The sequence below is a fragment of the Sodalinema sp. genome (assembly GCF_046483825.1).
Taxonomy (GTDB): domain Bacteria; phylum Cyanobacteriota; class Cyanobacteriia; order Cyanobacteriales; family Geitlerinemataceae; genus Sodalinema.
The window spans coordinates 1-13,016 of record NZ_JAWOCL010000265.1 but is presented as its reverse complement, the minus strand read 5'-3'; the positions used below and the strand labels follow the sequence as shown (position 1 = coordinate 13,016).

9 protein-coding genes are annotated in these 13,016 nt (G+C 54.1%); 2 read left to right on the top strand and 7 right to left on the bottom strand.

The window, feature by feature from the left end; genetic code table 11:
- The 5 genes from R6U67_RS16880 to R6U67_RS16860 all read right to left on the bottom strand — a co-directional run.
- Positions 1–611 (bottom strand): RNA-guided endonuclease InsQ/TnpB family protein (locus R6U67_RS16880; RefSeq protein WP_410253631.1); only part of this gene is annotated, 611 nt, incomplete at its 3' end.
- A 59-nt stretch (positions 612–670) separates the two neighbouring features.
- Positions 671–2,905, bottom strand: a complete 2,235-nt coding sequence (locus tag R6U67_RS16875) for an ATP-binding protein (protein ID WP_410253630.1) — start codon at positions 2,903–2,905, stop codon at positions 671–673.
- A 49-nt stretch (positions 2,906–2,954) separates the two neighbouring features.
- Positions 2,955–4,190, bottom strand: coding sequence for a bifunctional phosphopantothenoylcysteine decarboxylase/phosphopantothenate--cysteine ligase CoaBC (gene coaBC / locus R6U67_RS16870; protein ID WP_410253629.1), 1,236 nt, complete (start codon positions 4,188–4,190; stop codon positions 2,955–2,957).
- 52 nt (positions 4,191–4,242) lie between these two features.
- The gene (locus R6U67_RS16865) at positions 4,243–4,455 is read right to left on the bottom strand and encodes a DUF2555 domain-containing protein (RefSeq protein WP_068790087.1); all 213 of its coding nucleotides are present in this window, start codon (positions 4,453–4,455) and stop codon (positions 4,243–4,245) included.
- 227 nt (positions 4,456–4,682) lie between these two features.
- Positions 4,683–5,327, bottom strand: a complete 645-nt coding sequence (locus R6U67_RS16860) for an alpha/beta hydrolase (RefSeq protein WP_410253628.1) — start codon at positions 5,325–5,327, stop codon at positions 4,683–4,685.
- 328 nt (positions 5,328–5,655) lie between these two features.
- On the opposite strand from R6U67_RS16860, the gene R6U67_RS16855 reads away from it, so the two are divergent.
- Entirely contained in the window at positions 5,656–6,990 is a 1,335-nt protein-coding gene (locus R6U67_RS16855) for a M23 family metallopeptidase (protein WP_410253627.1), read from the top strand.
- Between the two features lie 38 nt (positions 6,991–7,028).
- On the opposite strand, the gene R6U67_RS16850 is transcribed toward R6U67_RS16855, so the two are convergent.
- Both R6U67_RS16850 and R6U67_RS16845 read right to left on the bottom strand, forming a co-directional pair.
- Entirely contained in the window at positions 7,029–10,295 is a 3,267-nt protein-coding gene (locus R6U67_RS16850) for an efflux RND transporter permease subunit (RefSeq protein WP_410253626.1), read from the bottom strand.
- A gap of 110 nt (positions 10,296–10,405) precedes the next feature.
- The gene (locus R6U67_RS16845) at positions 10,406–11,686 is read right to left on the bottom strand and encodes an efflux RND transporter periplasmic adaptor subunit (RefSeq protein ID WP_410253625.1); all 1,281 of its coding nucleotides are present in this window, start codon (positions 11,684–11,686) and stop codon (positions 10,406–10,408) included.
- A gap of 395 nt (positions 11,687–12,081) precedes the next feature.
- On the opposite strand from R6U67_RS16845, the gene R6U67_RS16840 reads away from it, so the two are divergent.
- Positions 12,082–12,924: a pentapeptide repeat-containing protein gene (locus R6U67_RS16840; protein ID WP_410253624.1), complete on the top strand. Its 843-nt coding sequence runs from the start codon at positions 12,082–12,084 to the stop codon at positions 12,922–12,924.
- Positions 12,925–13,016 lie beyond the last annotated feature (92 nt).

Genomic DNA, 13,016 nt, shown 5'->3' with positions numbered 1-13,016 from the left:
TCCACGGTCTGACCGTCTGAGTCGGTGTAGAAATGATTTAATCCGACATCTAAGCCAATAACTGTTCCAGTGGGTTCTCGTTTCTCCAACCTTTCTTGGTCGATACAGAACTGAACGTAGTATCCATCAGCGCGACGGACCACTCTCACCCGCTTAATCTGCTTTAACTGGTAGAAATGCAAGTCACGAGTCCCCCACATTTTGAAGCTGCCAGCCTTAAAACCGTCGGTGAAGGTAATCGTCCTTCTCTCCTCTGACAGCTTCCAACCTGAGGTTTTGTACTCGACTGAATCGCGAGTTTTAGGCTTCTTGAATTTAGGGAACCCTTTTTTGCCGGGAATCTTCTTCTTGCAGTTATTGTAGAAGCGAGCTATAGCTGCCCAAGCTCGTTCCGCCGAGGCCTGACGAGCCATTGAGTTCAGCTTTTTTGCCCAAGGAAACTCTTTGGCAAGAACCGCACAATAGGCGCTTAGTTCATACCGTCCAACTCCCTTGTTGTCCATCCAGTATCTCAGGCAACTGTTACGAACAAACCGAGCCGTCCGAATCGTCTCGTCCAGCCGTTCGTACTGCTCTTTGGCTCCTTCTAGCTTGGCCTCAAATACCAGCATGACACCCTTCAGTCATTTGACGGGATTGTACCACATTATACTACAGTGGTTACCGCGATTCATCTCAACGTTGAATCGCGGATTAAGGTAAAATAAAAGCGCGCCCCGACGCCAAGAGACGATTCTACCCAAATTCGTCCACCGTGACGTTCCACAATCCGTTTGCAAATCGCCAAGCCAATGCCGGTTCCAGGATATTCATCGCGGGTATGTAAGCGCTGGAAAATCGAGAAAATCCGGTCTGCGAACTGCGGGGCCAGGCCAATGCCATTATCCTCAATACAGAAGCGCCACATCTCATGATCTCGCTTGGCCTGAATCCGAATCCGTAGGGGAGACGCACCATGAAACTTAAGGGCATTACCAATCAAATTCTGGAACAGTTGCATCAACTGAATCTCATCGGCCATCACATCGGGTAAATCATCTGACTCAATCATGGCATGACTCTCCTCAATTCGACCCTGTAAATTTGTCCGCACTCGCTCAAGGACGGCATTCACCGATACTGGACGAAATGGCTCACCGCGCGATCCGACGCGGGAATAGGCCAGGAGATCATCAATCAGACGCTGCATATGGGTGACGCCTTCGACCGCAAAGCCGATAAACTCATGAGCATCTTGATCGAGGCGATCGCCATATCGCATCTCCAACAACTGCACATAACTCGACACCAAATTCAACGGTTCTTGCAAATCATGAGAGGCCACATAAGCAAACTTCTCTAACTCAGCATTGGAGCGTTCCAACTCCTGAGTTAACTTAGCCAAGGCATCGGCCTGACGAATCACCACCTTTAAAATGGCATCCCGCAAGGCTAAGGCGGCCTCGGTTTCCCAATCTTGCCAGGGGAGTGATTGGCCCTTCACCTGTTCAGACCATTCGGCAAACGAACCTCGTGGCGAGAGACGCACCATTCCATCACCGTCAAGATTTTTTTCGATAACATGGTTGGGGTCCCCGGCCCAACGCACCGTCTGGCGATATTCAGGGCGAAACCAGAGAATATAATGGCGCAGGGCCGGCGAAATGGCGATCGCTAGCACCCCACTCCCCACCTGACGATAACAAGCGGCGGTTTCATCAATCTCCTCTAGGCGATCGCAAGCAAAGACCTGATCCGCCATCTGCCCCTCAATCTTGGGGATTAAGCGCAAAATTTGTAACTGAGAGGGGGCTTTTCCCACCGAATCACAGACCCCATCGCGATAAATCACCGCTCCCGATGCGGCCACCATTCCTAAAAACGTATCTTCATGGTCTAACGCACCTTTCACCCAGTCTTGAGTGTCCGACATCGACTCGAGTAAGTGGGATAACTTGCGCTGACAGGCCACGCGATCGGCGTATTCCGTGGTCTGACTTTTAACCGACAACTCCAGAGACATCGCCTGAACCAACAACGTACAGGCCTCCCGTTGGGACTCCCGCAGATATTTCGGTGTCAGGTGATGACACGAAATCAAACCCCAGAGTTGCTGTTGTCGAAACAGGGACATCACCAGGGTCGATCGCACCCCCATATTCTGCAAATAGGTTTGATGACACGAAACAACCCCCCGTAACTCACAATGGGTTAAATCTAGGGGCGCTCCCGTTTGAGGGTTCTCCCGAGGAACCAGTGGCACATTCTCCACGTGAGCATCGGGAATCAGGCGACTATAGTTACGACTAAACAGATGACGACAGGGACGAGTATCAGCATCGGGGTAATGCAGGCCCAAATAGGCCGGGAGGTCCTCTCGCTTGGCCTCGGCGACGACAATTCCATGGCCTTGGGGATTAAACTCATAAGCCATCACCCGATCAAATCCCGTAAACTCGTAAATACTCTCAACGCCGGTTTGACAGAGTCGTTGGATATTGTCCGTCGTCTGTAACTGACGCACATGAGAGCGCACCATTTGATAGAACGCCGTTAGAGAGACCTCCGTCTCTTGGCGTTCGGGTTCCAACTCTAAAACCAGGATGTCATCGGGATTGCGATGAACTCGTCCTTGGAAGGATTTGGCTTGATTCTTCACCGTTAGGGTGAGACTCAAGCGAGGGGGAATGGTGGGATCGAGTTCAGAGGCGGCAGCATCCAAGGCCTGACGCTGTTTGGCATCGAGGACGTGCGCGAGGGGTTTTCCCAACAGGTCTTCGGCGGTGACACCTAAAAACGCCTCGCTATTGCGGCTAAGCTGGAGGATGTGGCGATCGCGGCGATCGCCATAATCCGACAAAACCACCACCATTCCGTGAGGTTGGATGCTGTCGTAATACTGAATGGGAGCTTCGATATCTATCATCTATTCAGTTCTCGGTCAGTTATGGTGTGTCAACTCAGTCTGCACCCAGTTACTCGTCTGGGAGTGGCTGTAAATGGTCGACCCAATCCAAGAGATAATGGGCCAGTTGTAGTTTCGTGCAAGAGTTAATTGAAGTTTGATTACCATTGGCATCGATGAACACCGCTTGATTGGTGTTGCTGCCAAACCCAGCATCCGGGACATCAACGGGATTAGCGACGATCGCATCGAGTTTTTTTCGCCGTAACTTTTGCAACGCAGGAGCGACAATATCGCCGGTTTGGGCCGCAAAGCCAATCAGCCGTTGGTGATGTTGTTTCCCCGCCGCCAACTCGGCCACAATGTCGGCGACCGGCACAATGGGGAGAGACTCGGGTAGCTTATCTTTGGCCAGCTTTTGCCCGTAGTATTGGGCTGGTTTGACATCGGCTACGGCGGCGGCCATCACCACCCAGTCCGCTTTGGGAAAATGGTCGTGCATCTGCTGACGCATTTCCTCAGCATTGGTGACGGGGATACTGTCAATCTCGGACAGTTGGGCGATGGCGTTCGCATTGAGGCAACTATGAACTAGGGTCACTTTGGCCCCGCGATGGGCCGCGGCCTGAGCGACGGCCACTCCCATTTTGCCGGTGGAGGGATTGCCAATAAAGCGGACTGGGTCAAAATACTCTCGTGTTCCCCCAGCACTGACGAGGACGTGATATCCGGCTAAATCTTGTTTACCACCACTATGGAGGAGAGATTCGATATGCGTCACGAGGCGATCGCCTTCAGCCAGGCGCCCCACGCCCACGCGATCGCACGCCAAAAGACCCGCTCCTGGGGAAATCCCATGAAAGCGGGGATGATTCTGTAACCGTTGCCAGTTCTCCTGTACGGTTTGTTGCTCCCACATATCCGTATTCATCGCCGGAGCGAGTAGCACGGGACAGGTTGAGGCTAAGACAACATTCGTCAGTAGGTTATCGGCAAACCCGTGACTGAGTTTAGCGAGGGTATTAGCCGTTAGGGGAGCAATGGCAAAGACATCAGCCCACTCTCCTAACTCAATATGTAGGGGTCGTCCATGAATCGACTGCCAGAAGCTCTCATCGGTGTAGGCGGGATGCCGCGATAAGGTGGCCAGGGTTAGAGGGGTGACAAAGGCCTGCGCCCCCGATGTGAGAATGACGCGGACCTCCGCCCCGTCTTGGACGAGCCTGGAGACCACCTCACAGACTTTGTAAGCCGCAATACCGCCGGTTAACCCGATGAGAACCCGTCGTCCTGTCAGTGATGCCATGAAAGACCCGAAAACTACAGTTGTCGGCGATCGAAAGCATCATCTTGGCGACTTAGCTTTCGTCGCAGTCTTCAAATTCTAGTAGATAACTGTAGGGTTCGACGAGGTCAGGACGCTCAAAGGCGATCGCCCGTAGTAGGTGCCAGTCTTCGAGTCCTTCGAACGGATTTGGATAATCATCCGCATCCAGTCGATTCGCTAATAGCTTGACTTGGTCTTCGGTCACAGCGGATAAATCGTCCCGAGACACAGTAATCGTGGTCATGACGGTCGCCTCCCTATTCCTAGAATGCACAACACAATTCCCTGAGGTCATTGCGTCTTAAACATGATGCAATCAGGGGAACCCACTCGAAACCCGGCTTTCACCGCATCTCGATGGATTCTAACGAACCCCTTACCTTTCATCTTAGGACATTGAGGGGCGATCGCCCCAGGAGTTAACCTTTCGCAATCTTGAGCGCCATTTCAGCGTCCTCTCGATGGCTGTGATCACCCCTGGGACTCGTTCTCCGAGGAATCTTCTAATACATCCAGGCTGACATCCAGGCTAAATTGTCGTAACCGCACCACTTCCTGCGGACAAATCTCATGAGCCATATCAAACTCGTGATACTCCACCGTAGCCCCCGCCGCCGTCAGCGTATCACGGGTTCGCTGAGCCGCCGTCAAAGGAACCACCCGATCAAAGCGCCCGTGCATGACTAACACCGGCGGAATGGGAGTCTGAAGCTGCGGTTCTCCATGGAGATAGCCACTCATAGCCACCAACCCCGCCAAGGGATAATGGAAGCCCACATCCAACGTCATCGCTCCTCCTTGGGAGAACCCCCCTAAAATCGTTTGACGTAACGGAATCCCTGAGTGACCCTCGAACTCATCTAACCAAGCCGCTAGTTCAGCGCGACTTTGCTCCAATCCGGTATAGGCTGGCGTTTCTAGGTCGTACCACATTTTGCCCCCAGGAACAAGGGGATGCAGCAGTGGCGCTTCAAGACAGAAACAGAGATAATCGGGGAGGTCTAAAATCGGCAGTAAGGAGGCTAAATCACGAGCATTGGCCCCCCAACCGTGGAGGAGGATTAAGGCCCCTCTCGGCTCAATTCCGGTTTGTGGTCGTATCTCAATCGCATCCATGGTCGTTGCTCTCGTAATCGTTGCGTGATCGTAACAATCAACGGTGACCCGTTGATTGGGTAAACCCCTTGTCATCCCAGTAATACCACGGATATTGCGTCAGGATTGAGCGACGGAGAGCATTTAATTGATAACACGGATATTGAGTCAGGATTGGGCTATAATTGAACTCAAATTGCTTAACTGATACGCTCATTTCAGAACGTGGCCGGTTGCAATATGTCCCCGACTGTTTTGCCAAAGTTTGCCAAACTGTGCCGATGACAAGATGAATTTTGCCATTCACATTGTCATCGGCACTTAGTCATCCACTAGATGTCCCGAAATAATGACTCATTCTCAGGCTCGGAAGGTGAATCCCGACTCGATTGATGCGTTTCCCCGTCGCGTATCGCACCCGGCCCCGCCCGTCATGAATCGCTCAAACTGGGGTGCTTCGGCTCCCAGGGAAGCCAAAAGCGAGTTCTCTTCCTCTCGTACCATCTCATCGGCGGATCTGGGGTTAATGGCCCCCTCAGGAGCGAAATATGCGCCTCACAACCGTGGTGGAGGGTTGACTCAGATCCCCTTAGCTGAACCGACGGGTGACTGGCCCGAACCCCTCTCGCAGCAGCCCAAGACCCCGGTTCAAACAGACTGGCGGAAACAGCGGGCGATCGCTCAAGCTCGGGTCGCCGCCCTACAACAACAACACAATCAGATCCTAGACGCTGAACGTCGTCAGTTACACCTCGAACTACTGATTATCCTCCTAACCCTTCTCGGGGGAGCGGGTTGGGGGATTTGGCATTGGTATGACCCAGCTATTGTCTCCTTACCGGGCCGACAACAGATCCAGGATGAGGTCGAATCCATCCCCACCCAGCCACTCCAGGCTGAATTAGACCCGACCACTCCAGCCAACGACGTTCCTCAACCCGGTTCCGAGGACCTAGCGGCCAACTCAACGGAGACCGAGGCCGCTCCCGCAGCGGCGTTGAGCGAGAACCTCATTGATGAGTCTGACGACGACTCAAATGCGATCGCTCCGGGTCAATTAAAATCCGCCCAAGCTCCGTCAGTCGAAGTTTTGAGCGAGTCTTTGCCCAGGGATAAAACCTCTCCCCTGAATCGAATTGCCCGCAGTTCCAAACGACCCATTGAAGGGTTGGCCGCCAGTTTACCGCCAAATCTCGATCAACCCGTCGATCGCAACTGGCGTATAGGCGGCTATCGTGTCAGTGACATCTATCTTCCTTGTCAACGGGCCGACGCATCCGACTGTCGCACTCAACATCCGGTTACAGGCTATTTGGATGTCTCCCATTGGGGCGTTGATTTAGCAATGCCGTATGGTGCGCCACTCTACGCAGTGGGGAAAGAAGGATCTGATGTGAAGGTGTCCTGTTATTACGATGGTGCTAAGGGCCTCGTGGGCCAGTTCAGCAGCAGTAGTTTTCCCGCCTATGAGTTTGAGGCCTTCCATCTCAGTGACTGTATTCCAGGGGTTCATCTCGCCGGTGCGTTAGTGGCGGCGGTGGGAAATAGCGGCATTTCCAATGGTCCGCATTTACATTGGGAGGCCTATTGGTATGGACGACGGGTGAATCCTCCTCGCTGGTCCCTGGAGTTTGTGGTTAAGGGAGATATTCAAGTCAATACCTCCAATAAGTACGTGTATTAAATCGGAGTTAGTGGCGATCGCCTTTGACCGTGAAATCGTTAAGATTTACCACTGCTGAGCGGTTCCTCAACCTGAGACTGTTCCCAACCTGAACTCGGTAAACGAGGCGGACGAGGACGACCCGAACGGTGTAGCAGGGTATAAAAACAGGGGACAATAAACAGCGTTAACAATGTCGCTAAGGATAACCCAGAAAACACGACAATCCCTAAGGGTTGCAAAAATTCCGAGCCTTCACCGACCCCCAGTGCTAGAGGAAATAAGCCCAGCACCGTTGTGACCGTCGTCATCAAAATGGGGCGCAACCGTTGTGGAGCGGCTTCTAACATTGCCTCATAGTAGGTTATCTCATGTTTGAGGCGAATTTGATTCGCTAATTCCACCAAAAGAATGGCATTGTTTACAACAATTCCTACCAATAAAACTACCCCAACAATTGCCGTAGCTCCGACCGCTGTTTCTGTTATATAAAGCCCTAAAATTCCGCCAGATAATGCCAGTGGTACGGTTAAAATAATCGCCAAGGGGTCAATCAACGAGTTATATTGAACCGCCATTACGACAAAGACCATAAACGTTGCCAAACCACCCAAAATTCGCAGCGACTGTTGCAATTGCTCGTTGGTTTCCGCCGCCGAACTGGGGACTCGGGTCACCCCTTGGGGCAGATCTAATCCTGCTAAAATGCCATCCACTTCATCGAGAGCCTCACTGAGATTCGCCCCCTCTGTGAGACTCCCTTCAATCAGAAAAATCTGACGTTGGTTAATGCGCTGAATTTCTCCGGGGGCAACTCCAGGGGTGATCTCACTGATATCCCCTAAACGCACCAAGTCGTTGGCGGAGGTAAACAGAGGAATCGACCCTAAACCACTAGCACGTTGAATCGTTCCCGTTGGCAATTGTAACCGCACATCAATTAGACGATCCTCCCGTTGAATTTGCGTCACAACAGACCCCTCTAGGGCTGTCTGGATGGTTTCGCCAATCGCTTGAGCCGATAGCCCCAAATCCGAGGCTCGCTCCCAATTTGGGCGAATTTGAATCTCCGGTTGTGGGTCTTCGGCATCGGGTTGATAATTGGCAAGGGTCGCTTGTTCTTCTAGGGCGGTTAACACCAGTCGTCCGGCCTCTTCAAGATGCTGAGGATCGGTTCCTTGTAACATGACATCAATATCATCCCGAGTCGGGGAGTTACTGAGAATCAGTCCCCGCACCGAGCCAGGACGCATTCGCACTGAGGTCTCGACGAGGGGGATGTCTTGGCTGATTTGGCGATTGACTCGTCCGACATAGGCGCCGACGTTGGTTCCGGGGGTGAGGGCAATGGTGCTAGAGGCCCGCAGGGCATTGGCACTGGTGGAGGTGCCGAATAGGAAGCCGCCGGCGGTACTGAAGGCATATTGCGTTTCCGGTTGGGACAACAGCAGTTCGTCAATGGCGGCCATCACTTGTCGGTTGTCCGAGACGGTGGTTCCGGGAGGAAATTGAGCCACCAGTCGAGCTTGGCCGGTATTGATGCGTGGCAGGATTTCCTGGGAGAGTTGTCCAGCCATCGAGAGGCTACCGCCACCAAGGACGATGACGGCTAAGGCGATGGTTAATAGGCGTATCCGCAAGATCCCTGAGAGGAGTCGTCGGTAGCCGCTGGTGAGGAGGGTCATGAAGCGGCCAAAGAGCCAAATGGGGGGGAAGCGATCGAGTCGTAAGGACCAAGGAATGGCTAAGAGTCGCGCGGCGAGGGAGGGAACCACCGTCAGGGCGATCGCCATCGAAGCCGCAACCGCAAAGCTGATGGTTAAAATCAGTTCGTTGAATAGAAGCGAGATAAAGCCCCCCAACATGAGAAAAGGAAGCACGGCGACGAGGTTGGTACTCGTTGAGGCCAGGAGGGCGGATTCTAATTCTTGGGCGGAGGTTTCGGCTTGTTGGCGTACTCGTTGGGCAAACTGCTGTTTGGGACTGAGGCTTGAGTGGCGATAGAGATCATCTGAAGTGGAACTCCCCGGTTGAGGATTGCGGGCGTTTTCGACTCCTTTGGCGATGTTCTCAAGCATGACAATGGCGTTATCCACCACAATCCCCACGCCGAGGGCCAGGCCCCCGAGACTAAAGACGTTGAGGGAGAGTCCGAATAGGCCCATGAGAATCATGGCGGTAAGGGTGGCCAGGGGAATCGCGAGAACCACGATTAGGGTTTGACGTAGGGAGCCAAGAAAGAGTAAAACCGCGATCGCCGCTAGTCCCGATCCTGAGAGTCCAGCGGTAATCACGTTTTGAATGGAACTGCGGATGAAGCGAGATTCATCGAGGGTGGTTTCAATCTGCATATCTTCGGCAATCAGACCCGAGTCTCGGAGTTCCTGAATACGTTGCACTACACCTTCGACCACCTCGATGGTGTTGGCTTCGGGTTGTTTCTGAATGCTCACTTTCACCGCTGGCTGACCGTTGAGGGTCACGAAGACTCGTTGTTCTTCGGTTCCGTCAATGACTTGGGCCACATCTTCGACGTAGAGTTTACGAGGGCGATCGCCCCCTGTGCTGTTGGCACGAACGGCAATGCGACGAATCTCTTGCACCGTGTTAAAGCGCCCTGCGACCCGTGTTAGGGCTTCGGAAGACCCTCCCCGAATTAAGCCCCCGGCCGTATCTTGGTTACGTTCGCGCAGGGCGTTGGAGATGTTAGACACATTGAGTCCGAGGGCTTGTAAACGCTCAAGATCTAGGTTGAGGCGGACTTCTTCGCGCACTCCTCCGGAGATATCGACATTGGCCACACCGGGAACTCGCACTAATTCTCGGGCCAGTTCTTCATCGGCAAAAATCCGCAAGTCCACGGCCCGCAGCGAGGTGGAGGTCAGGGCCATTTCATAGACGGGCAGTTGGGAGGGATCGAATTTGAACAGTCGCGGCGTGTCTAGGGTATCTGGGAGGCGAGCGCGCGCTCGGTTTAGGGTGGCGGTGGCATCGTTGAGGGCTTGATCCACGTTCTGGCCGGGACGAAAAAACAAATCGATGCTAATGCGACCTTCTCGGGTACGGGAGAACAGTTGGACAACCCCTTCGGTGGCGCTGAGGGCTTCTTCGAGGGGCCGGGTGATATCGTTGACGGCCACTTCGGGGACAACGCCGGGGGCATCGGCCCGCAAGCCAATTCGAGGATAGGTGATACTCGGCAGCAAGTCCACGGGCATCCGCGTCACAATAAACCAACCCAAGACCATGACGGCAACGGTGAGGATTAAGGTGCCAATATGTCGCCGGATGGCTAGGGTGCTGAGACTAAGGGGTTGGTTGGACATGGGTTAGGGGAGGAGGCGAGAGAAGGCAAGAGGCAAGAGGCAAGAGGCAAGAGGCAAGAGGCAAGAGGCAAAAGGCAAGAGGCAAGAGGCAATGGGGACGATGCGGGTCACTATTGATTGTTTTCTGAGAGGAAGCTGCGGCGTACTGTTTGGCCGTCTTGGAGGGGGCGATCGCTGCGGACGATGAATTGCTCGCCGGGGGCGAGTCCGTTGAGGATTTCGACCTCGTCATCCTCTCGTTCCCCGAGTTCGACGGGGCGGGCGCTCACGGTGGTTTCGTTGTCATTGCCTTCGATGATGAACATGGTGTCACTGCCGGTGGCTGAAAGTTCTAAGGCTCGTTCGGGGACGGTGACTACCTGTTGTGAGGAACTGGTGAGGCTGACTCGGGCCAGTAAGCCGCCGCCGAGTTGTCCGTCGGGGACTTGAGGATTGCGTAGGGTGATTTGGACTGGAATCAGTCGGGCGACGGGATCGGCATTGGGGAAGATGCGGGAGACTTGGCCGCTAAAGGCTTGGTTGGGGAAGGCGTCTAGGCGAACGTCAACGCTTTGTCCGAGGGAAATTTGGCTGCGATCGCGATCGGGAATTTCGATTCTCACTTCGACCTCGCTAAAGTCTCCGAGTTCTAGGATGATGTCCCCAGTCTGTACGATGTCGCCGGGTTCGAGGAGGCGTTCTAACACCACGGCGTTGAGGGGTGAGGGAACATCGGTGTAGGAGAGTCGTTGACGGACACCATCGACGAGGGCTTCTTGCGCCCCGACTCGCTGCTGGGCCGAGGTGATGGCGCGATCGCGGATGCGGACTTGTTCTTGGGCCGATCGCAGTTGTTGTTCTAGGGTGCGTACCCGTGTTTGGGCTAGTTCGGCGTCTCGGCGGGGGACGGCGCCCTGGGCGGCTAAGTCTTTGAGGCGACGGGAATCGACTTGCGCTTGTTCGAGTTCGGCCCGGATTTCTTCGACGCGGAATTGGGCTTCGATGCTTTCGTTGCGCGCTTCTTCGACTTCGGACTGGCGCACGCTCACTTCGGATTCGGCCCCGGCTAGTTCCGACAGCAGTAGGGTATCTTCGATCTCGGCGATGACTTGTCCTTGAAAAACGGGATCTCCGACATCGGCGTTGAGGTGGAGGAGTTGTCCATCGCTACGGGCGCGGAGGGAGACTCGCCGCAGGGGTTGGGTGGTTCCGCTGTAGTTGAGGTCTCGGCTGCGGTTCTGGGCTTCGGCAATGGCGACGTCAACGATCACGGTGCGATCGCCGTCTTCTTGGGAGCGACCTCGTCCTGAGGGTTGAGCCTGGGCGCTGTCACGCTCGGCGGGGGTACAGCCCATCGTGAGCCAGAGGCTCCCCAGGAGTATCCCCATGAGCCAGGTTTTTGTAGGTGTCATTGAGCTGAGGGTGACGAGATGACGAGGGCTATTCACGGTTTAGACTCGTGGGCTGGTGTTGAGGTTCAACATCGTTAGAAGCACGAGAGAAGCACGAGCAAGCCGTCGCCTTGGGCTAGGATTAAGCCATTCTCGGCAGTGCATGAATACATGGCTTTGTCAAGATGATTAACCGCTGTTAGTCTTATCTTAAGCAAATTTCTAGTTTTTCTCAGCTCCGGCCAGATCCGAGAGACGGGGCTGGGAAATGTGAGTTAAACTCCGAGTAAGAGAGAATCATCGGTTCGTCACGCCTGCGATCGCAGGACTCAGAGTCGCTGAACGCCCGTTCGTTCACCTGTGTTGTCTTGGTTTTTGTCTTAATCATTTGTCTTAATCGTTTGGATCTACGGGTTATGGACCACGCAAAATTTGCCCTAAACCTCCCATCTCGCTGGGGATCTCGCTGGGGATCTGCTGGGGCGATCGCCCTATTGTGCAGTCTTGGCACGGTGGCCCCGGTGGCGGCCCAAAATTTACAGCATTTGCAACAACTCCTCTCGACTCAAGACTGTCCCCAATGTGATTTACGTAATGCTGGCTTGGTTCATTCCCGTCTGGCCGGGGCCAATTTGCAAGGAACCAACCTGGTTCGGGCCAATTTGAGTCAAAGTGATTTAGTTGGGGCCGATTTCTCGGGGGCGAATTTGACAGGGGCCTCTCTGGTGGGCGCGGATTTGACGGGGGCCAATCTACGAGGGGCGAATCTCACGGGTGCAGACTTACGAGGGGCGTATCTGACGGGGGCGCAACTCGATGGGGCCACGTTAACCAATGCTAATTTACGGGGGGCCTATGATGTCCCCAGTACGGTAGTCACGCCCAATGATTTGCTCGCTTGGGCCAATGATGAGGCGCAACAGGGAAACTATGAGGGGGCGGTGAGTTATTACACGGATGCGATCGTCTTAGATAGTCAGTTTCCGTTAGCCTATCTCGGCCGGGCTGCGGCCTATAACCGTATGGGGGAAACGGACCGGGCGGTGGCGGATGCTGAACGAGCGGCTGAGATTTATTTTGCGGCGGGAAATCAGGAAGGCTACGAGACGGCTAACTTTTTTGCCTCGGCTATTGTGGCGGAGGAAGAGGCGTTTCAGGAGGCTCGGGAACGACAACGTCGCGGCGATTTGGGGGGCAATATCCTCAATGTAATTACGGGAATTGGCAGTCTTTTGTTACAGGGAGTTTTGCCGTTTTAGGGCAGGAGGCAAGAGGCAAGAGGCAAGAGGCAAGAGGCAAGAGGCAAGAGGCAAGAGGCAAGAGGCAAGAGGCAAGAGGCAAGAGGCAAGAG

What these genes read in the sequence shown, in the direction of transcription:
- R6U67_RS16860 (WP_410253628.1), bottom strand. Translation starts at nt 5,327, where the DNA reads ATGGATGCGATTGAGATACGACCACAAACCGGAATTGAGCCGAGAGGG.
- R6U67_RS16850 (WP_410253626.1), bottom strand. Translation starts at nt 10,295, where the DNA reads ATGTCCAACCAACCCCTTAGTCTCAGCACCCTAGCCATCCGGCGACAT.
- R6U67_RS16875 (WP_410253630.1), bottom strand. Translation starts at nt 2,905, where the DNA reads ATGATAGATATCGAAGCTCCCATTCAGTATTACGACAGCATCCAACCT.
- R6U67_RS16855 (WP_410253627.1), top strand. Translation starts at nt 5,656, where the DNA reads ATGACTCATTCTCAGGCTCGGAAGGTGAATCCCGACTCGATTGATGCG.
- R6U67_RS16840 (WP_410253624.1), top strand. Translation starts at nt 12,082, where the DNA reads ATGGACCACGCAAAATTTGCCCTAAACCTCCCATCTCGCTGGGGATCT.
- R6U67_RS16865 (WP_068790087.1), bottom strand. Translation starts at nt 4,455, where the DNA reads ATGACCACGATTACTGTGTCTCGGGACGATTTATCCGCTGTGACCGAA.
- R6U67_RS16845 (WP_410253625.1), bottom strand. Translation starts at nt 11,686, where the DNA reads ATGACACCTACAAAAACCTGGCTCATGGGGATACTCCTGGGGAGCCTC.
- coaBC (WP_410253629.1), bottom strand. Translation starts at nt 4,190, where the DNA reads ATGGCATCACTGACAGGACGACGGGTTCTCATCGGGTTAACCGGCGGT.